This window comes from Achromobacter sp. UMC46 (assembly GCF_014170335.1).
In the GTDB taxonomy this organism is placed as follows: domain Bacteria; phylum Pseudomonadota; class Gammaproteobacteria; order Burkholderiales; family Burkholderiaceae_B; genus Achromobacter.
Window position 1 is genome coordinate 537160 of sequence record NZ_LZZS01000005.1, and the last position, 19539, is coordinate 556698.

16 protein-coding genes are annotated in these 19539 nt (G+C 66.9%); 11 read left to right on the forward strand and 5 right to left on the reverse strand.

The features are described from left to right. Positions 1-30: 30 nt before the first annotated feature. Positions 31-966, reverse strand: coding sequence for an alpha/beta fold hydrolase (locus tag A9973_RS10195; RefSeq protein WP_183013638.1), 936 nt, complete (start codon positions 964-966; stop codon positions 31-33). Positions 967-1281: 315 nt separating this feature from the next. Between A9973_RS10195 and cfa the strand changes: the two genes are divergently transcribed. After that, on the forward strand, positions 1282-2469 hold the full coding sequence (cfa, locus tag A9973_RS10200) for a cyclopropane fatty acyl phospholipid synthase (RefSeq protein ID WP_183013639.1): 1188 nt from the start codon (positions 1282-1284) through the stop codon (positions 2467-2469). A gap of 21 nt (positions 2470-2490) precedes the next feature. Here cfa and A9973_RS10205 read toward each other — a convergent pair whose 3' ends face one another. Further along, positions 2491-4119, reverse strand: coding sequence for a GMC family oxidoreductase (locus A9973_RS10205; RefSeq protein ID WP_183013640.1), 1629 nt, complete (start codon positions 4117-4119; stop codon positions 2491-2493). A gap of 190 nt (positions 4120-4309) precedes the next feature. Between A9973_RS10205 and A9973_RS10210 the strand changes: the two genes are divergently transcribed. From A9973_RS10210 to nirD, 5 genes are all read left to right on the forward strand, one after another. After that, positions 4310-5197, forward strand: a complete 888-nt coding sequence (locus A9973_RS10210; RefSeq protein WP_183013641.1) for a LysR family transcriptional regulator — start codon at positions 4310-4312, stop codon at positions 5195-5197. A 106-nt stretch (positions 5198-5303) separates the two neighbouring features. Further along, positions 5304-5903 (forward strand): DUF4304 domain-containing protein, encoded by a 600-nt coding sequence (locus A9973_RS10215; protein WP_183013642.1) that lies wholly within the window; start codon positions 5304-5306, stop codon positions 5901-5903. A gap of 74 nt (positions 5904-5977) precedes the next feature. Continuing rightward, positions 5978-6457 carry a VOC family protein gene (locus A9973_RS10220; protein ID WP_183013643.1) on the forward strand — a complete coding sequence of 160 codons (480 nt, stop codon included), beginning with the start codon at positions 5978-5980 and terminating at the stop codon, positions 6455-6457. A gap of 344 nt (positions 6458-6801) precedes the next feature. Continuing rightward, positions 6802-9363, forward strand: coding sequence for a nitrite reductase large subunit NirB (gene nirB, locus A9973_RS10225; RefSeq protein ID WP_183013644.1), 2562 nt, complete (start codon positions 6802-6804; stop codon positions 9361-9363). After that, positions 9363-9710, forward strand: a complete 348-nt coding sequence (nirD, locus tag A9973_RS10230; RefSeq protein WP_183013645.1) for a nitrite reductase small subunit NirD — start codon at positions 9363-9365, stop codon at positions 9708-9710. Before nirB ends, nirD begins: the two co-directional genes overlap by 1 nt. 226 nt (positions 9711-9936) lie before the next feature. Here nirD and A9973_RS10235 read toward each other — a convergent pair whose 3' ends face one another. From A9973_RS10235 to A9973_RS10245, 3 genes are all read right to left on the reverse strand, one after another. Continuing rightward, positions 9937-11481 carry an MFS transporter gene (locus A9973_RS10235; RefSeq protein WP_183013646.1) on the reverse strand — a complete coding sequence of 515 codons (1545 nt, stop codon included), beginning with the start codon at positions 11479-11481 and terminating at the stop codon, positions 9937-9939. 86 nt (positions 11482-11567) lie between these two features. Then, entirely contained in the window at positions 11568-12023 is a 456-nt protein-coding gene (locus A9973_RS10240) for a MarR family winged helix-turn-helix transcriptional regulator (RefSeq protein ID WP_183013647.1), read from the reverse strand. A 95-nt stretch (positions 12024-12118) separates the two neighbouring features. Continuing rightward, on the reverse strand, positions 12119-13180 hold the full coding sequence (locus A9973_RS10245; RefSeq protein ID WP_183013648.1) for a LacI family DNA-binding transcriptional regulator: 1062 nt from the start codon (positions 13178-13180) through the stop codon (positions 12119-12121). Positions 13181-13292: 112 nt separating this feature from the next. Here A9973_RS10245 and A9973_RS10250 point away from each other — a divergent pair, with 112 nt between their 5' ends. From A9973_RS10250 to A9973_RS10270, 5 genes are all read left to right on the forward strand, one after another. Further along, a complete protein-coding gene (locus A9973_RS10250; protein ID WP_183013649.1) occupies positions 13293-14312 on the forward strand; it encodes a TRAP transporter substrate-binding protein in 1020 nt (339 codons plus the stop codon). A 9-nt stretch (positions 14313-14321) separates the two neighbouring features. After that, positions 14322-16202, forward strand: coding sequence for a TRAP transporter large permease subunit (locus A9973_RS10255; RefSeq protein ID WP_183013650.1), 1881 nt, complete (start codon positions 14322-14324; stop codon positions 16200-16202). 72 nt (positions 16203-16274) lie between these two features. Then, positions 16275-16814 carry a VOC family protein gene (locus A9973_RS10260; RefSeq protein ID WP_183013651.1) on the forward strand — a complete coding sequence of 180 codons (540 nt, stop codon included), beginning with the start codon at positions 16275-16277 and terminating at the stop codon, positions 16812-16814. Between the two features lie 37 nt (positions 16815-16851). Further along, on the forward strand, positions 16852-18129 hold the full coding sequence (locus tag A9973_RS10265) for a ribulose-bisphosphate carboxylase large subunit family protein (protein WP_183013652.1): 1278 nt from the start codon (positions 16852-16854) through the stop codon (positions 18127-18129). Continuing rightward, the gene (locus tag A9973_RS10270) at positions 18126-19475 is read left to right on the forward strand and encodes a four-carbon acid sugar kinase family protein (RefSeq protein ID WP_183013653.1); all 1350 of its coding nucleotides are present in this window, start codon (positions 18126-18128) and stop codon (positions 19473-19475) included. Before A9973_RS10265 ends, A9973_RS10270 begins: the two co-directional genes overlap by 4 nt. Positions 19476-19539: the final 64 nt, after the last annotated feature.

The following is a 19539-nucleotide window of genomic DNA, read 5'->3' on the forward strand; positions in this document are numbered from 1 at the left end:
GGGCTGTCCCCATAATCGCAGGGCGGACGGTCAGGCCAGCAGAAAGGCCGCGACCGGGTCCACCTGGCTGTCGGCGATCAGCGTGGGCGCATGCCCCACGCCTGGCACTTCCAGCGCCTGGGCGCGCGGATTGCGCTTGAGCATTTCTTCTACGGTGGCGGGCGTCAGCAAGTCTGAGAGCGCGCCGCGCACGATCAGCACCGGACACGTCACGGCATCATAGGAACGCCACAGGATCTGTTCGCCGGCAGCCAGCTCTTCGGGCGTCTGGGCCGCCAGCGGCTGAGCCAGCGCCAGGTCGTAGTGCTTGACCCATTTGCCGCCGTACTCGGGATACAGGTACTGCGCCAATTCCGCCCATTGCGCGTCGGTGTGCGGCCCGAAAGTCTGGGAATTGGCGCGCATGGTGGCCACCGCCTCTTCGAACGTGGCGAATTCGCCCGGCTCGCCCACGTACTGGCCGATGCGCGACAACGCGCCGGTTTCCAGCCGCGGGCCCACGTCGTTCAGCACCAGCTTGTCCAGGCGGATGCCCTGCCCCGCCGGCAGCATGCCCGCGTGCGGACGCATGGCCTGGAGGGCCCCGGCGAACGCGGCGGCGCCCGACAGCGCCAGGCCGATCAACCCGCCCATCGACGTGCCCACCCAGGCCAGCCGGGCCGGCCGCAGGCGCGCGATCAACGTGACCATGTCGGACACGTATTGCGGCACGGTATAGAACGCGGGGTTGGCCAGCCAGTCCGATCGGCCGCGGCCTACCACGTCGGGGCAGACCACCCGGTAGCGCCCGGCCAAGCGGCGCGCCAGCGCGTCGAAGTCGCGGCCGCTGCGGGTCAGGCCGTGGACGCAGACCAGTACCTGGTCATTGGCGGGATCGCCCCATTCCCAGTACGCCATCCGGTGCAGACCGGCCGGGCTGGCGCAGGTGACGAATTCCAAACGGGGTTGCAGGCTGGCGTCCACCATCAAAACACTCCACGGGTCGGCGCAAGCCGAAACGGCCGCGCACTGGGCGGACTAGTGTAATCGCGCCGGTCGAACAATCCCCTGAACGGCGCCGGGAGGCGGGGCTGCAACGCCGCCTGCTGCCCGTGCTGGACACTCGGCCCGCGCCTCGCTACGATCAAGCCCATCCTCTTCTACGCGCTCCCGGCGCGGTGGGAATTGCCGTTACCTATCGGGCCGATCCAATCATTAAATTGGAGTTGCCGGCCCGTTAGGGCGAGAGTGAAGCTTCAGGCGTTGCCAGATCAGTCTTCCCAAAATTGATATGGAGTCCGTATGCAGCAAAGCAGTCCCGTCTCTCCGCTGGCCACCGGCCATTCTTCCCCCGCTGTCAGCCCTCCGCCCCCCGAACCGCCCAAAGTGCTCCAGGACGTGCTGTCCCGCGCCGATGTCCAGATCAACGGCACGCGCCCCTGGGATATCCAGGTGCACGACAAGCACATGTACGAGCGCGTCTTCGCCAGCTGGTCGCTGGGGCTGGGCGAGTCCTATATGGACGGAGAATGGGATTGCGACCAGCTGGACGAACTTTTCACCCGCCTGCTGCGCGCGGACATGGGGTCGGCGGCGCTGGGCGTCGCCCGCATCAAGCTGATTGCCGAACACTTGCGGCACAAACTGTTCAACCTGCAATCCAAGCACCGCGCCTTCGAAGTCGGCGAACAGCACTACGATGCCGGCAACGACGTGTTCGAGGCCATGCTGGACAGCCGCATGATCTATTCCTGCGCCTACTGGGAGCACGCCCAGACGCTGGAAGACGCCCAGCTGGCCAAGCTGGACATGATCTGCCGCAAGTTGCAGTTGAAGCCGGGCGAGACCCTGCTGGACATCGGTTGCGGCTGGGGCGGGCTGGCCAAGTTCGCCGCCGAGAACTATGGCGCCGTCGTCACCGGCGTGACGGTGTCGAAAGAGCAGCTGGCGCTGGCGCAGGAACGGGTCAAGGGCCTGCCCGTGCAGCTGCTGCTGCAAGACTACCGCGACCTGCAAGGCAGTTTCGACAAAGTGGTGTCGGTCGGCATGTTCGAACACGTGGGGCCGAAAAACTACGATACCTACTTCAGCAATGTGCAGCGCCTCATGGCGCCGGAAGGCATCTTCCTGCTGCACACGATCGGCATCGCCGCCACCAGCCAAAGCACCGACCCCTGGATCGACCGCTACGTGTTCCCGAACGGCAAATTGCCGTCCGCGCGCGAAATCGCGTCCGCCGTCGAACACCGCTTCATCATCGAAGACTGGCACAACTTCGGCGCCGACTACGACCGCACGCTGATGGCGTGGTGGGACCGTTTCGAACGCGCGTGGCCCGCGCTGCAGGAACGCTACGGCACGCGCTTCTACCGCATGTGGAAATACTATCTGATGTGCTGCGCGGGCTTCTTCCGATCGCGCGAGGGCCAGCTTTGGCAGGTGATGCTGACGCATCCGCAGCGCAAGGACACGTACCGGTCCTTGCGCTGAAATGTTGCGCGATGCGTTGCGCTACGCGTTGCGCGACATGCCCGCGTCGTCGCGGATCATGTCGGCCGCGCGTTCCGCGATCATGATGGTCGGCGAATTGGTGTTGCCCGACGTGATCAGCGGCATGACGGACGCGTCCGCGATGCGCAGGCCCACCAGCCCGAAGACCCGCAGCCGCGCGTCCACCACCGCGCCGCTGTCGGCGTCCTTGCCCATTGCGCAGGTGCCTACCGGGTGGAAGATGGTGGTGCCGATCTTGCCGGCGGCCTCGCGCAACTGCGCGTCCGTCTGGTAGGCCGGGCCGGGCAGCCATTCCTGCGGTTGATAGCGCTGCAACGCAGGCGCGGCCGCAATGCGGCGCACCAGCCGGATCGAGTCGGCCGCCACCTGGATATCCGCTTCCGTGCTGAGATAGTTGGCCGCGATGACGGGCGTGGCGGCCTCCGGCGTGCCCGCCGCGCCTTGCGCATGTATGCTGCCGCGCGACGTCGGCCGCAGATTGCACACGCTGGCCGTGAACGCGTCGAAGCCATGCAGCGGTTCGCCGAAGGCGCCCAGCGACAGCGGCTGCACATGGAATTCCACGTTGGCGCGCGCCTGGCCCGGGTCCGACTTGGCGAACGCCCCCAGTTGGGATGGCGCCATGCTCATCGGACCGCTACGTTTCAGTAGATACTCCAGGCCGATACCGGCCTTGCCCCACCATGACGAAGCGATGCGGTTCAGCGTCTTGACGCCGTTGACCTTGATGATGACCCGCAGTTGCAGGTGGTCTTGCAGATTCTCGCCCACACCCGGCAAGGCATGGCGCAGCGCAATGCCGCTTTCGCGCAGCCGCGCGGGTTCGCCGACGCCCGACAATTCCAGCAGGTGCGGCGTGTTGACGGCGCCTGCCGCCAGCACCACTTCGCGCGTCGCGCGCACCGTCACGCTTTGCCCGTTGCGCCGCAGTTGCACGCCGACGCAGCGCTTGCCCTCAAAGACCAGCTGTTCAGCCTGCGCGCCCGTCATCACATGCAGGTTCGGGCGCTTGGCCACCGGCCGCAAGAAGGCCTTGGCCGTGTTCCAGCGCCAACCGCCCCGCTGGTTCACTTCGAAGTAGCCGCTGCCGAAGTTGTCGCCCCGGTTGAAGTCCTGCACGCGCGGAATGCCTTCCTGTTCGGCAGCACCGGCAAAGGCTTCCAGGATGTCCCAGCGCAAGCGTTGGGACTCGACGCGCCACTCGCCGCCCGCGCCGTGGAATTCGTCGGCGCCGCGGTGGTAGTCCTCGCTGCGCTTGAACACCGGCAGCACCTGGTCCCAGCCCCAGGCCGGGTCGCCGGACAGCGCGGCCCAGTCTTCGTAGTCCTCGCGCTGGCCGCGCATGTAGATCATGCCGTTGATGGACGAGCATCCGCCCAGCACCCGGCCGCGCGGATAAATCAGCGAACGGCCACCCAGACCGGGCTCTTTGACCGTCCGGTACATCCAGTCCGTACGCGGGTTGCCGATGCAATACAGGTATCCCACCGGGATGTGGATCCAGTGGTAGTTGTCGCGGCCGCCGGCCTCCAGCAGCAGAACCCGGGCGCCCGGGTCCTGGCTCAGGCGGTTGGCCAGCACGCAGCCGGCCGACCCTGCGCCGACGATGACGAAGTCGTATGTCTCCATAAGCTCTTCTTATCTGGTTGGCGGCGCCTGGGGGCTGCCGCCACGGTGAGCCGACCCGGTTGCGGCGTCTGGACGCGCACCGGGCATCTGGCATGACTCTGGCGCAGCAGCCCGAAACTGTCCAATGAATTGTTGAAAATCACCTTATAAGCATCTTTAATAATGCTCACCCCTTCTTCCGGACATCGCCATGGACCTGAAGCACATCCGGACCTTCGCCGCCGTGGCGCGCGAAGGCAATCTGACGCGCGCGGCCGAACACCTGCACCTGACCCAGCCCGCGCTCAGCCTGCAGTTGAAGAACTTCCAGGAATCGCTGGACCTGACCTTGTTCTCACGCACGGCGCAAGGGCTGGCGCCCAACGCGGACGGGCGCGCGTTGCTGCCGTCCGCGCTACGCATCCTTGACGCGCTGGACGATTTCCAGCGCGCCATCGGCGCCTTGCGCGACACCGTGCAAGGCGAATTGCGCATCGGCACCATCCTGGACCCGGAATTCCTGCGCCTGGGCGCCACCCTGCAGTACCTGGTGGAGCATTACCCGAAAATTCGCCCCACCCTGCGCCACGGCATGTCGGGGTCGGTGGGCCGGCAGGTGCGGGCGGGCGATCTGGACGTGGGGTTTTCCTTAGGCCCGCAGGCGTCCGCCGCCAGCCAGCCCGGCCTGGACGCGCTGCCGCTGGCGTCGTTCGCGTATTACGTGGTGGCCCCCAAGGGTTGGGGCGCGCAGGTGGCCGGGCGCGGCTGGGCCGAGATCGCCGCGCTGCCGTGGATCTGGACCCCGCCCGACTCCGTGCACCATCGCCTGCTGTCGGACAAGTTCAACACCTTGGGACTGGCGCCCAACGCGGTCGCCGAGGTGGATCAGGAAGCGTCCATGCTGGACCTGGTGCGGTCGGGCGTGGGCTTGTCGCTGGCGCGGGACTCCATCGCGTTGCGGGAATCCCAGGCCAATGGCCTGCTGCTGGTGAAGGGGCTGGCCATCCAGGCGGAGCTCTCCTTCATCACCCAGGCCGGGTGGCGCGGCGATCCGCTGGTGGCCGCCGCCTTCGACGCCGTGCAGGCGGCGTTTGCCTGACGGCGCTGCAGCGTCTATTCCCGTTTCAAATGTCACGATTTTGAGCACGACCCGGGCGCGGCGGAAGTTCAATAATGTCCCATCCTTGACGAGCCCCCAAGCCCCTATGCCCGCCGTGACCCGCGCCGCGTTCCTGAAACTGCTGTCCAAACAGCTCTTTCCCGTGTTGAAAGAGGAAGGTTTCGACGGCACGGGCCAGACGCTGCGTCGAATCCGCGGCCCGGTCATTCACGTCTTCAATGTGCAGGCGGCCAGCGGCGGCAAGGCCTGCTACCTGAACCTGGGCGCGCACTTCGATTTCCTGCCCGGCGAAGGCGGATCCGTCGTGCCACCCGCCGAGATCGAAGAATCGCATTGCGTTTTTCGCGACCGGATCGATCCGCCGCCCGGCCCCGCGTTCGGCTGGGCGTACGGCGCGGACATGGCGCAAGCGGAAGAGAACGTTGAATTCCTCGTCAGCGAATGGGCGCGGCAGGGCCACGCGTTCTTTGCGCAATACGACACCTATCCGGCGAGTTGCGAGCGTCTGCTGCAGCAGACGGACCCCGATCAGATCCATCCGGCCAAGACACTGAACATGGCGCGCATCGCCCTGCACCTGGGCGAGGGCGAACGAGCGCGTGTCTTCGCCCAGTCGGGCTTGGCGCGGGCGCCGCAAGCCGCCACGTCGCTGAAGGCCAAGCTGGAACAGGTGCTGGCCGGCTGACGGCGGCAATCCCTGGCCGCGTCCGTCGGACGGCAGGCGGAGCAACGGCAGGACATCCACTCAGGAGACACACCATGCTCAGTAAAAACACGATTTGCCTCTGGTACGACGGCGCCGCCCTGGAGGCCGCGACGTTCTACGCCAGCACCTTTCCGGACAGCGCCGTCAAGGCGGTGCACCGTGCGCCCGGCGACTACCCCGCGGGCAAGCAAGGCGATGTCCTGACCGTTGAATTCACGGTGATGGGCATTCCCTGCCTGGGGCTGAACGGCGGCCCCGGCATCCAGCACAACCAGGCCTTTTCGTTCCAGGTCGCCACTGACGATCAGGAAGAGACGGACCGCCTGTGGAACGCGATCATCGAAAACGGCGGCAGCGCCAACGTCTGCGGCTGGTGCCAGGACAAATGGGGACTGTCATGGCAGATCACCCCGCGCATCCTGTCCGCCGCGATCATCGACCCCGACCCGGCCGCGGCCAAGCGCGCGTTCGAAGCCATGATGACCATGGGAAAGATCGACATCAGCGGGATCGAGGCGGCGCTTCGCGGCTGACCTGCCTTGCAGGCCGGCACGGCGCGCATCGCGCCAATCCGGTGCGCCGCGCACGACTGCCTGCACCGATATGAAGCACGGCTGACCCGCCGCGCCGTAGGCGTGCGGCCGCCTTCCATCGCCCTTCCCTGACTCTTCCCCCTATGACAGCCAACGCGCAGCCTCCCTTCGGGGACGCTACGCATTCCCCTGGCACGGACTTTGCTTAAGTGTTCATGCAGGCCGCAAGGCAAGCACCACAACTTGAGCAGTCCCGGCAAAGGCGCCCCGACCGAAAGGTCCAGGGCGCCTTTTGCCTTTTTGATTCACCTTTTTGATTCACCTATCCAAGCCTGGGGAACTCCATGAAAGCAGCGGCCACTCCCGATTCCTTGCAGACGCTGGTCGTGATCGGCAACGGCATGGTGGGCCACCATTGCGTCGAACAGCTGATCGCCCGCGGCGCGCTTGCCCGCTATCGCATCCATGTCTACGGCGAAGAGTCCCGCCGCGCCTACGACCGCGTGCATCTGTCCGACTATCTGAACGGACGCGACGCCGAGTCGATGGCGATGAGCAACGCCGCGTTCTATGCGCAGGAGGGCCTGGTGCTGCATCTGGACGAACCCGCGCTGGAGATCGACCGCCAGGCCCGTGAAATCGTGACGGCAACCGGCCGCGTGGCCTATGACCAGCTGGTGCTGGCCACCGGCTCGTACCCCTTCGTTCCCCCGATCGCGGGCGCCGAAGGCGCGTCGCGGCTGGTGTACCGCACGATCGACGACCTGGACCTGATCCGCGCAGCGGCCAGCGGCGCGCGGCGCGGCGTGGTGGTGGGTGGCGGGCTGCTGGGGCTGGAAGCGGCCAATGCGCTGAAGTCGCTGGATCTGGAAGCCCATGTGGTGGAATTCGCGCCGCGCCTGATGCCGGTGCAACTGGACGAAGCCGGCGGCGACGCGTTGCGCACCCGGATCGAAGCGCTGGGCGTGGGCGTGCACCTGTCGCGCGCCACGCAGGACATCAAACCGGGCACGCGCTACCGCTACCGCATGCGCTTCGCCGAAGGCGAACCGCTGGAGACCGATCTGATCGTGTTTTCGGCCGGCATCCGTCCGCAAGTGACGCTGGCGCGCAAGGCCGGCCTGGCGCTGGCCGAGCGCGGCGGCGTGGCGATCGACGACCGCTGCCGCAGCAGCGACGAGCGCATCTACGCCATCGGCGAATGCGCGGCCTGGAACGGCAGCGTGTTCGGCCTGGTGGCGCCCGGCTATCACATGGCGCGCATCGTCGCGGCCGAGCTGTGCGGCGCGGAAGAACAGCCGTTCACCGGCGCCGACATGTCCACCAAGCTGAAATTGCTGGGCGTGGACGTGGGTTCGATCGGCGACGCCCACGGCGCGACGCCCGGCGCACGCAGCTACCGCTATGTCGACGAGGCCGGATCCAGCTACCGCAGGCTGGTGGTGTCCGCCGACGGCAAGCGCGTACTGGGCGCGGTGCTGGTGGGCGACAACCGCTATTACGACACCCTGCTGCAATACGTGCAGAACGGCATCGCGCCGCCGGCCGATCCCGCCAGCCTGATCCTGCCGCTGGGCAAGGCCGCGCCGGCGCTTGGCGTGGACGCCCTGCCGGCCACCGCCACGATCTGCTCCTGTCACAACGTCAGCAAAGGCGCGGTCAGCGCGGCCATCGACGGCGGATGCACCGATTTGGCCGGCGTGAAACGCTGCACCAGCGCGGCCTCTGGCTGCGGCGGCTGCGCCGGCCTGCTCAAGCAAGTGGTGGAGCACGAATTGGCGAGCCGCGGCGTCGCCGTGGACAAGAGCCTGTGCGAACACTTCGCCTACACCCGTCAAGAGCTGTATGCGATCGTGCGCGTGGGCGGGATCGAGACCTTCGAGGCCTTGCTGGCCAGCCATGGCAAGGGCCATGTGGGCTGCGACATCTGCAAGCCCGCCGTGGGCTCCATCCTGGCGTCGTGCTGGAACCGCCCTATCCAGGACCCGCACCTGGTGCCCCTGCAAGACACCAACGACACCTTCATGGCCAACATGCAGAAGAACGGCACCTATTCCGTGGTGCCGCGCATTCCCGCCGGCGAGATCACGCCCGACGGCCTGATCGCCATCGGGGCGGTGGCCAAGAAGTACAAGCTTTACACCAAGATCACGGGCGGCCAGCGCATCGACCTGTTCGGCGCCCAGTTGCATGAACTGCCCGACATCTGGGCCGAGCTGATCGCCGCCGGCTTTGAAACGGGCCATGCCTACGGCAAATCGACCCGAACCGTGAAGTCCTGCGTGGGCAGCACGTGGTGCCGCTACGGCGTCCAGGACAGCGTGCAGATGGCGCTGGACATCGAGCACCGCTACAAGGGCCTGCGTTCGCCGCACAAGCTGAAGTTCGCGGTGTCGGGATGCACCCGCGAATGCGCCGAAGCGCAAAGCAAGGACATCGGCGTCATCGCCACCGAGAACGGCTGGAATCTGTATGTGTGCGGCAACGGCGGCATGCGGCCGCGCCACGCCGAACTGTTCGCCACCGATCTGGACGACGCCGCGCTGATCCGCACCATCGACCGCGTGCTGATGTTCTACATCCGCACCGCCGACAAGCTGCAGCGCACCTCCGTCTGGCGCGAATCGCTGGAAGGCGGCCTGGACTATCTGAAGGACGTGGTGCTGAACGACAGCCTGGGCCTGTGCGCGGAACTGGACGCGCAGATACAGCTGGTGGTGGACCGCTACGAATGCGAGTGGGCCAACGCATTGAGCGACCCGGAAAAACTCAAGCGCTTCCGCACTTTCGTCAACGAGCAAGGCGGTGACCCCGACATCCAGTTCGTGCAAGAACGCGGCCAGCCCCGGCCGGCCCCGACGCGCGCGCCGTCGCGCGTCATTCCCATCACCGAGGAGATCGCCTGATGAACGCGCCCTACACTTCCACCCCGTGGCGCCCCGTCTGCACGCGGCAGGACCTGGTGGCCCAGTCTGGTGTCGTCGTGCGGGTGGACGGCGAGCAGATCGCCCTGTTCTACCTGCCCGGCGCCCACGGCCCCGATCTGTATGCCATTGAAAACCGCGATCCGAAATCGGGCGCGAACGTCATCGGCCGAGGCCTGATCGGCCATTTGGGCGGCGAACTGGTCGTGGCCTCGCCGCTTTACAAGCAACACTTCCGCCTGGCCGACGGTACCTGCGTGCAATACCCGGAACAGCGGCTGCGCACCTGGCAGGCACGCCTGAACGGCGACGCCGTCGAAATCGCCTGATGTCCGAGCCCCCGGTACCTCAGCCTCCGACGGCCGAGCGCCACTTGCCGCCGCCGTTGCGCTTTCTGCTTGCCGCCCGGCGCAGCGAACTCCAGGCGCTGGGGCCTTGTCGGGCACATGCGAACAGACGCTGCGCCTGCAACGCGCCGCCATGGACGGCTGCCTGTCGCTGTCGGACGTGGCGCGCCAGGCGATCGGCCAGCTGGGTGGAAATTGAGCCCATGGCCTAGCGGAACACCCGTTGCGTCAGGCTGACCAGCGCGCCGGCGATCGCCAGCACCGCCAGCACCCGGAAATGATCCAGATTGGCCAGCAGCACGGAATGCTGGTTCAGCAATTGCGAAATCTGCGCCATCGCCATCTGCTGCGCCTGCGCCGGGTCCGCCACCGCCGCGTAAACGCTGCTGAGCTGCGCCTTGGCCACTTCGAAGTTGGCGTTGCCCGTGGCGATGCCGGCGTGCAGCACGTTGTAGTGTTCGGACGTCAGCCACTGCTGGCCTACCGTGGCCACCATGATGCCCAGCGCCTGCCCGATTTGCGCCAGCATGTTCTTCACCTGCTGCGCATGCGCGAAGACGGCGGGGTCGCGGGTCAGGCCGGCGAAGGTGTTCATGGCCGTGGCCGGCATGACGATCATGATGAACACGCCGTAGCAGGCCAGCGCGGGCAGCACGTCGGTCCAGGCGTCGGCCGTGGGCGACAGGCGCGACATCAGCGCGCCGAACGCCGCCAGCGCCAGGAAGCCGGTCACGAAGAACTTGCGCGGCGACGGCCAGCGGGCAAGCAGCTGCGCCATCACCGCGAAGGTCAACACGCCGGCGCCCAGCCCCATCGCAAAGAACACGCCCGTGTTGGCCCAGGTATGGCCCAGCGCGCGTTGCAGCATCAGAGGCACCAGATAGCCGTTGGCGCCCAGCATCAGATAGCAGAACATGAAGAGCGCCAGCCCGCTCAGGAAACGCGCCTCTTTCATGCCGCCCAGCTTCAGCAGCGGCGCGCCGTTGCGCGTTTCGGACCACACGAAGCCGCCCAGCGCCACCACGCCGGCCACCGCGTACAGCACCAGCAGATGACGGTCAGTGAAGAAATCGTAATAGGACCGCTGCAACGCGTGCAGCACGAGGAAACTGCCCAGCCCAAGCGCGGCGATCGGCGCCACGCGGGCCCGCCCCGCCACCGTCGCATGCCCTTCCTTTCCCGGCATCGAGAAGGCGACCGGGATCATCGCCAGCACCGACAGCGCGGCCACCAACCAGAACATCAAGGGCCAGCCGTCGTGGTCGACCGCCAACGACGCCAGCCAAGGCGCCAGCGCCGTGCCCGTGCACAACCCCGTCGCCAACGCCTTGATGCCCTGAAACCGCGCCGGGCGGGGCGGGATCAGATTCACCGTCAGCCGCGACGACGTCAGCATCGCCGCGCAACCGGTCGCCATCAGCACCCGGCCCAGCAGGAACCCGGCCTCGCCAACGGAAAGCGCGCACACCACCGCCCCTGCTGCCGCCGCGCCCAGCGAGGCCAGCAGGTAGCGGCGCATGCCCAGGTGATGCACCAGCCAACCCTGCAGCGCGATCAGCACCACGGCCACGCTCGCGTAGATGACCGCGACGGTCGTGTATTCCTCGGGGCTGGCGCCGATCTCTCCCATGATGGGCGTCGCCGCGAACGTGACCATGCCGTTCTGCAGGAAATCGACGAACGTCAACGCGCCGATCGTCATCAACAACGCCGGCGGGACGGGAGCGGGGCTTGAGGTTTGGTTTGTGCTCATGGCGGCGTCGCGGCAGGAGTATGTTTATGCCCAGGCTGTATATGCCCAGGCAGCTAAATGATCAAAAAAAAGCGGACTGAACCCACTCAGTCCGCGGCCGCGTTGACGAGCAGCCGCGACAACAGCTTGTGGAGCGCCTCGGCGTCGTCTTCCGAGAAGCCGGCCAGCAAGCGCTGCATGGCGACATCGACCGCTGCAAGCACCTGAGGCAGCGCGGCTTGCCCCTGCTCGGTCAGTTCAATCAGGTAACTGCGCCGGTCGGACTCGTTTTCCACCCGACGGATGAACCCCTTGGCCACGATGCGGTCCAGCAGCCGGGTCATGGCGCCCGAGTCGTACGCCAGCACCCGGCAAAAATCGCTAAGCGTGCGGCCCCAGCCCTTTGCCAGGCAATTCAGCACCACGTACTGCGGCGTGGTGAGTTCGAACGGGGCCAACTCGCGTTCCAGGGCGTCGTGGATGCCGTTGCGCACGGACGTCACCATGAAGCCGAGTTCGCCGGTATGAAAGCGGTCCAGCACGGTGGGTTTGACGGAGGGCATAGTGGCCTTGCAGCAGTGCTTGAGGTCGATTTCCGGATTTTATCTGCCTAGGCAGTTAACTGGCAAGCGAAAAATCATATGGCTGCGCAGGTGAACTACGGCAGGTTTTCACGGAAAATCACCTGGCTGCGCGCCAATTCCACGCCGTTCATCGCGCTGCGCTTGTCGCGCAGGTTGCAGAAGATGCGCACGCAGCTCATCAGCGCTTCCATCGGGCTTTGGGTAATGACGGCGTCCATCGTGCCGTCGATCAGCAAAGACCGGGTATCGGGCGTCAAGCCGTGGCCAATGAACACCACGCGGTGCTGCTGGCCCGCCTCTTTCAGCGCGCGCGCCACGCCATCGGACGCCCCGCCGATGTTGTAGATGCCCGCCAGATTGGGATATTGCTCCAGCAACTGGCGCGTCTGCTCGTAGTTGCGCTGCGCGTCGTCGTAGCCTTCGCGCAAGTCCACCACCTGCATCGCCTGGAATTGTTCGGCATACAGCTGCAAGAACCCGCTTTCCCGCTCTTCGTGGGCGCGGTAATGGCGCGAACCGGCGATCAGCGCCACATGCGCGGCGCGCGAACCGATGAAGCGCGCGATCAAGTAACCCGCCGTGCGTCCCGCCGCGCGGTTGTCCAGGCCCACGTAGGCCGTGCGCGCGCTGTTGGCCAGATCGGAAATCAGCGTCACCGTGGGCACGCCCTGCTGCGCCAGCGTGTTGACCGCTTCGCGCACCACCGGGTGCTCCAACGCCATGAACGCGATGCCGTCCGCCCGCTTGCCGTGCTTGGCCAGCGCCTGCGCCAGGGCGTCCGGGTTGAAGCTCTCGACATACTCGATCTGGCACTTGGCGTTCAGCGGCGCGAAGTGCTCGTGCGCGTAGCTGACCGTGTCGCCCAACATGCGCAGATAGCGGTTACTGCCGCGCGGCAGCAGGAACACCAGCCGCATGGGCTCGGCCGGGGCCGCAGCGGCCAGTTCCTGTTCCGGCAAGTAGTCCAGCTCGATGGCGGCCTTGAAGACCTTTTGCGCGGTGTTGGCGCGCACCCCGGGGCGGCGGTTCAGCACGCGGTCGGCCGTGGCGGTGGACACGCCGGCGCGCGCGGCCACATCGGCCAGGCGGGCAAGCCTACGTTCGGGCAGGGCTTTATTCACATCAAAATCCATCATGAATAAGGTTTGACGATGATACTGCCTATTCACTATTGTCCACACTGCCGCATGGGTTTGGCGTTTTTGTGGCACATCAAAAAACATCATAACTACGATTATGGAGACAACCATGAAGCTGCTGACACGCCGCAGTGCCCTGCGCCGCCTTTGCGCCGTTCCCGCCGTGGCCCTGGCTGGCGGGTTCCCGCTGATCGCCCGCGCGGCCGACTACACGCTCAAGTACGGCAACAACCTGCCCGTCACCCATCCGCTGAACATCCGCGCCCAGGAAGCCGCCGAACGCATCCTGAAGGAAAGCAACGGCCGCGTGGACATCAAGATATTCCCGAACAACCAGTTGGGCGGCGACACCGACATGCTGGCGCAAGTGCGCTCCGGCGGCATCGACTTCTTCACCCCGTCTGCCCTGGTGATCGCCACGCTGGTGCCGGTGGCCGCCATCAACGCCGTCGGCTTCGCGTTCAAGGACTACAACCAGGTCTGGAGCGCCATGGACGGCGCGCTGGGCGCGCACGTGCGCGCCGCCATCGCGCAGCGCAAGCTCTACGCCTTTGAAAAAATGTGGGACAACGGCTTCCGCCAGACCACCAGCAGCAAGGCGCCCGTGGCGTCCGCATCCGACATGAACGGCTTGAAGATCCGGGTGCCGGTCAGTTCGCTGCCGATCTCCATGTTCAAGGGCCTGGGCGCCGCGCCCGCCAGCCTGCAGTTCAGCGAGGTGTATTCGTCCTTGCAGACCAAGGTGGTGGACGCGCAGGAAAACCCGCTACCCATCATCCAGGTCGCCAAGCTGTATGAAGTGCAGAAGTACTGCTCGCTGACCAACCACATCTGGGACGGCTACTGGTTCATCGCCAACGGCCGCATGTGGGAAGGGCTGCCGGAAGACCTGAAGACCATCGTCGCCCGCGGCATCAACGAAGCCGGCCTGGCGCAACGCGAAGACATCAAGAAGCTCAACGCTTCGGTGCAGTCCGACCTGGAAGCCCGCGGCCTGCTGTTCAACCAGCCGGCCGCCGACAGCTTCCGCGAACAGCTACGCACCGCCGGCTTCTACAAAGAATGGCAGGGCCGTTTCGGCAACGAAGCCTGGTCGCTGCTGGAACAAAGCGTCGGCACGCTGGCCTGAGGTCGCGCCATGTCCTCCCTGTCCGCTCCCCACGCCGCGGCCCCGGTGCTGCCGGCCAATCCCCTGCGCCGGGTCGCCAACGCGCTGGACGGCGCGTTGGGCTGCGTGGTCGAGCACGCGGCCGCCGCCATCGTGCTGATCGAGATTTGCGTGCTGTTCGCCGGCGTCGTCGCGCGCTACGCGTTCCACAGCCCGCTGGTCTGGTCCGACGAGCTCGCTTCCATTCTGTTCCTGTGGCTGTCCATGCTGGGCGCCGTCGTGGCCCTGCGCCGCGGCGAGCACATGCGCATGACGGCGCTGGTCAACAACGTCAGCCCCGCACGTCGCGCGCAGCTTGAAACCGTGGCGCTGGCCGCGTCGCTGGCTTTCCTGATCCTGATCCTGGCGCCTGCGATCGAGTATGCGCACGAAGAGCACTTCATCATCACCCCGGCGCTGGAACTCAGCAACGCATGGCGGGCCGCCGCCATTCCGGTGGGCATGGGGTTGATGGCCGTCGTGGCGGTGCTGCGCCTGATGCGCACCCAGACCTTGCCGCATGTGCTGATGGCGCTGGCGGGCGTGGCCGTGATCGTCGCCGTGTTCTGGCTGGCGCAACCGCTCTTCAAGGGGCTGGGCAAGATCAACCTGGTGATCTTCTTCGTCGGCATCGTGGCCGCCACCGTGTTCTCGGGCGTGCCGATCGCGTTCTCGTTCGCGCTGGCGACGTTCTCCTATCTGGCGCTGACCACCAACACGCCGATGGAGGTGATGGTCGGGCGGCTGGACGAAGGCATGTCCCATCTGATGCTGCTGGCGGTGCCGCTATTCATCTTCCTGGGTTCGCTGATCGAGATGACCGGCATGGCGCGCGCCATGATCCAGTTTCTGGCCAGCCTGCTGGGCCACGTGCGCGGCGGCCTGTCCTACGTACTGATCGGCGCCATGTACCTGGTGTCGGGAATTTCAGGGTCGAAGATCGCCGACATGGCGGCCATCGCCCCCGTGCTGTTTCCTGAAATGCAGAAGCGCGGCGCCAAGCCGGGCGACCTGGTGGCGTTGCTGTCGGCCACCGGCGCGCAGACCGAAACCATCCCGCCGTCCATCGTGCTGATCACGATCGGATCGGTCACGGGCGTCTCCATCGCCGCGCTGTTCACGGGCGGCCTGCTGCCCGCGGTGGTGCTGGGCCTGGCGCTGTGTTCGGTGGTGTGGTGGCGGTACCGCAAGGAAGACCTGAGCCTGGCGCAGCGCTTCAGCGCAAAGGAAATCGGCCGCTTCTTCGTGATCGCCCTGCCCGCCGTCGCCCTGCCCTTCGTGATCCGCGCGGCCGTGGTGGAAGGCGTGGCCACGGCCACCGAAGTGTCGACCATCGGCATCGTGTATTCCGCCTTGATCGGCATCCTGATCTACCGGCGATTCGACTGGGCGCGCCTGCGTCCCATGCTGATCGAGACCGCCTCGCTGTCGGGCGCCATCATGCTGATCGTCGGCTGCGCCACCGCCATGGCCTGGGCGCTGACGCAATCAGGATTCTCGGGCGACCTGGCCCGCCTGATGGGCGGCATGCCCGGCGGCAGTTATGGGTTCCTGGCCGTCTCCATCGTCGCCTTCATCATCCTGGGCAGTGTGCTGGAAGGCATCCCGGCCATCGTACTGTTCGGGCCGCTGCTGTTCCCGATCGCGGTGCAGGCCGGCGTGCATGAAGTGCATTACGCCATGGTCGTGATTTTCGCCATGGGCATCGGCCTGTTCGCGCCGCCCTTCGGGGTGGGCTACTACGGCGCCTGCGCCATCAGCCGCGTCGACCCCAACGAGGGCATCGGCCCGATCTGGGGCTACATCGCCGCGCTGCTGGTCGGGCTGATCGTCGTTGCCGCCTTCCCCTGGTTCTCGATCGGTTTCCTATGACGCGACGCGGCAGGCGCCTGACGCCTGCCGCCCCGCCTCGCCTATTCAGCCACCTTTTCATAAAGATCCATCATGAGTCGTTTCCTGGGCGAAATCCGCCAACTCGGTTATGTGGTCCACGACATCGAAGCCGCCATGGACTACTGGAGCACCACGCTGGGCGTGGGCCCCTGGTACTACAACCCGCGCGTGCCGATCGTGAACTACCAGTACGACGGCGTCAGCCATGAACCGCACAACTCGGTCGCGCTGGCCAACTCGGGCTTCGTGCAGGTCGAACTGATCCAGACCCGCAACGACGTGCCGTCCATGTACCGCGACTTCCTGCAAGCCGGCCGCACCGGCCTGCAGCACGTGGCCTACTGGACTGAAAGCTACGACGCCGATCTGGAACGCCTGCTGGCCCAGGGCTTCAAGCCCAAGATGAGCGGTGAAGTGGGCGAGAAAGGCCGCTTCATCTATTTCGACACCGAATACCACCCCGGCACCGTGATCGAACTGTCCGAAGTGGCCGGGCCCAAAGGCCGCCTGTTCGACCTGATCCGCAACAGCGCCATGGACTGGGACGGCAAGGACCCCGTCCGCCCGTTCCCCGATCTGAGCCGCCTCTGAACGCCCTCTGCCCCGACACCGCCTGCCGTCCGCCACCATGAATTCCCAATCGTTTAGCGCCACCTATCTGATCGAAACGCCGATGGACCCCGCCCGGGTCGCCGAGGTGATGGCGGGCGAGCAGTCCTGCGGCACCTTCACCCGCGTGCAGGGCGAAACCGACGAGCTGCGCGCCCGGGCCCGCGCGCGGATCGAATCCATCGAACTGCTGGACACCGTGGCCACGCCCAGCCTGCCCAACGCCTGGCTGGCGCGGCAACCGGGCGGCATGCCGGGCAAGTACCAGCGGGCCCGCATCCGCATCGCCTTCCCCGTGGCCAACGTGGGCGCCAACCTGCCCACGCTTGCCGCCACGGTCGGCGGCAACCTGTACGACCTGGGCGAAGTCACCGGCCTGCGCCTGGAAAGCATGGAGCTGCCCGCCAACTACCGCGCCCAGTTCGACATGCCGCAGGTCGGCATCGCCGGCACCCGGCAACTGACCGGCGTGGCCGCCGGGCCGCTGGTGGGCACGATCATCAAGCCCAACGTCGGGCTGTCGCCCGAACAGACCGCGCACCTGGTGGCGCAGCTGTGCGCGGCGGGGGTGGACTTCATCAAGGACGACGAGGTCTGTGCCAACCCCACGCATGCTCCGCTGGCGCAGCGCGTCGCCGCCGTCATGGCGGTCGTGCGCGCGCATCGCGAACGCACCGGCCGGCAAGTCATGGTGGCTTTCAACATCAGCGACGAGACCGACGCCATGCGCCGCCACGCCGACCTGATCGAACGCGAAGAAGGCACCTGCGTCATGGCCAGCCTGAACTGGTGCGGCTTCTCGGCGATCCAGACCCTGCGCCGCAGCACGCCGCTGGCCTTGCACGGCCACCGCAATGGCTATGGCGCCCTGTCGCGCGCACCGCTGCTGGGCATGGATTTCCAGGCCTACCAGACGCTGTGGCGGCTGGCCGGCGTCGACCATATGCACGTGCATGGCCTGCAGGGCAAATTCGCGCAGGACGACCGTGAAGTCGTCGACTCCGCGCGCGACTGCCTGGCGTCGCTGACGCTGGGCATCGACGACCCCGTCATGCCGGCATTCTCGTCCGGCCAATGGGCCGGCACCGTCCCCGCCACCTGGGCAGCAGTCCGCACCGACGACTTGATGTTCATGTCCGGCGGCGGGATCCTGGCCCACCCGGACGGCCCCGCCGCCGGGGTGCAGAGCATCCGCCAGGCCTGGCAAGCGGTGCGCGAGGGGCAGGCGCTGGAAGACTTCGCGCGCAATGCGCCCGAACTGCAACGCGCCCTGGCCTTCTTCGGAAACCGCGCATGACTGGCGCCGAAGGCGGCACGTCCGCGCCGCGCGTGTGCTGGTACGGCGACGACTTCACGGGCGCGACCGACACGCTGGCCGAGGTAGCCCGCGCCGGCCTGCGCAGCCTGCTGTTCCTGGGCGTGCCCACACCTGAACAACTGCGCCGCGCGGGCCCGCTGGACGCCTTGGGCATCGCGGGCGCCGCGCGCGCCATGCCGCCGGACCAGATGGAAACCGAGCTGCGCGCCGTGGGCCGCTTCATGGCGGGCACCGGCGCACGCGTACTGCACTACAAATGCTGTTCCACCTTCGACAGTGCGCCGCACGTCGGCAGTATCGGCGTGGCCATCCGCGAACTGCGCCGCCACATGCCGAACCCGCTGGTGCCCATCGTCGGCGGCCAGCCGGGCATCGGGCGCTATTGCAGCTTCGCCCAACTGTTCGCCCGCGCGGGCAGCGCCCCCGAGATCCATCGCATCGACCGCCATCCGGTCATGAGCCGGCATCCCGTCACGCCCATGCACGAGGCCGACCTGCGCCGGCATCTGACGGCGCAAGGGGTGGCCGACATCCGTTCGGTGCCGCACACCGTCTACCCTCGCCTGCGGCAAGCCGCCGATGCCCCCGGCGTGGAGGACTGGATCGACAGCATCATCGAGACCTCGGACGGGCCTGTCCTGTTCGACGTGACCGACGACGAGCAATTGCCCATCATCGGGCGCCTGATCTGGCGCGCGGCGGCCTGCGTGCCGCTGCTGGCGGTCGGACCCAGCAGCGTGCAGCAGGCGCTGGCCCGCGCCCATGCGCCCGGCCGCGCAAACAGTCCCTCCGCGCCCTTGCCACCAGCGAACGGCCCCGTGCTGATCGTGGCGGGCAGCCTGTCACCCGTCACGGCCCGGCAGATTGCCGCTTGCCAGCAGTACACGCGCCAGCCGCTGCACGTGCAGCGGTTGCTGGACGACCCGGACTACGCCGCGCAACAGGTCCGGGAAGCGGCCTCTTTGCTGGCCGAAGGGCGCAATGTGCTGGTCCATACGGACCGGCCCGCGCAAGCCGTCACCCCCAAGCAGGCCGCTGCCACGGCAAGCGGCACGGCACGGCTCGCGGCGGCGATCGTGACGGCCTGCGCGCAAGCCGGCAAGCGGCTGTCGCGCATCGGCATCGCCGGCGGCGACACCTCCAGCCAGGCCACGCTGGCGCTGGGATTGTGGGGACTGGCCTTCCATAGCGTATTGGCCCCAGGCGTCACCGTCAGCGTCGCCCGCAGCGACGACCCCGTCATCGATGGGGTCGAACTGATGCTCAAGGGCGGCCAGATGGGCGGCGACCGCCTGTTCGACGACCTGGCGGCGGGCACGGCGTAACACGCAGATGGTGGTCGGTTATGCTGGCCAGGAGTTGTCCGGCGGATCGCCGGACGGCCCCAAC

What these genes read in the sequence shown, in the direction of transcription:
- A9973_RS10195 (WP_183013638.1), bottom strand. Translation starts at nt 966, where the DNA reads ATGGTGGACGCCAGCCTGCAACCCCGTTTGGAATTCGTCACCTGCGCC.
- cfa (WP_183013639.1), top strand. Translation starts at nt 1,282, where the DNA reads ATGCAGCAAAGCAGTCCCGTCTCTCCGCTGGCCACCGGCCATTCTTCC.
- A9973_RS10205 (WP_183013640.1), bottom strand. Translation starts at nt 4,119, where the DNA reads ATGGAGACATACGACTTCGTCATCGTCGGCGCAGGGTCGGCCGGCTGC.
- A9973_RS10210 (WP_183013641.1), top strand. Translation starts at nt 4,310, where the DNA reads ATGGACCTGAAGCACATCCGGACCTTCGCCGCCGTGGCGCGCGAAGGC.
- A9973_RS10215 (WP_183013642.1), top strand. Translation starts at nt 5,304, where the DNA reads ATGCCCGCCGTGACCCGCGCCGCGTTCCTGAAACTGCTGTCCAAACAG.
- A9973_RS10220 (WP_183013643.1), top strand. Translation starts at nt 5,978, where the DNA reads ATGCTCAGTAAAAACACGATTTGCCTCTGGTACGACGGCGCCGCCCTG.
- nirB (WP_183013644.1), top strand. Translation starts at nt 6,802, where the DNA reads ATGAAAGCAGCGGCCACTCCCGATTCCTTGCAGACGCTGGTCGTGATC.
- nirD (WP_183013645.1), top strand. Translation starts at nt 9,363, where the DNA reads ATGAACGCGCCCTACACTTCCACCCCGTGGCGCCCCGTCTGCACGCGG.
- A9973_RS10235 (WP_183013646.1), bottom strand. Translation starts at nt 11,481, where the DNA reads ATGAGCACAAACCAAACCTCAAGCCCCGCTCCCGTCCCGCCGGCGTTG.
- A9973_RS10240 (WP_183013647.1), bottom strand. Translation starts at nt 12,023, where the DNA reads ATGCCCTCCGTCAAACCCACCGTGCTGGACCGCTTTCATACCGGCGAA.
- A9973_RS10245 (WP_183013648.1), bottom strand. Translation starts at nt 13,180, where the DNA reads ATGATGGATTTTGATGTGAATAAAGCCCTGCCCGAACGTAGGCTTGCC.
- A9973_RS10250 (WP_183013649.1), top strand. Translation starts at nt 13,293, where the DNA reads ATGAAGCTGCTGACACGCCGCAGTGCCCTGCGCCGCCTTTGCGCCGTT.
- A9973_RS10255 (WP_183013650.1), top strand. Translation starts at nt 14,322, where the DNA reads ATGTCCTCCCTGTCCGCTCCCCACGCCGCGGCCCCGGTGCTGCCGGCC.
- A9973_RS10260 (WP_183013651.1), top strand. Translation starts at nt 16,275, where the DNA reads ATGAGTCGTTTCCTGGGCGAAATCCGCCAACTCGGTTATGTGGTCCAC.
- A9973_RS10265 (WP_183013652.1), top strand. Translation starts at nt 16,852, where the DNA reads ATGAATTCCCAATCGTTTAGCGCCACCTATCTGATCGAAACGCCGATG.
- A9973_RS10270 (WP_183013653.1), top strand. Translation starts at nt 18,126, where the DNA reads ATGACTGGCGCCGAAGGCGGCACGTCCGCGCCGCGCGTGTGCTGGTAC.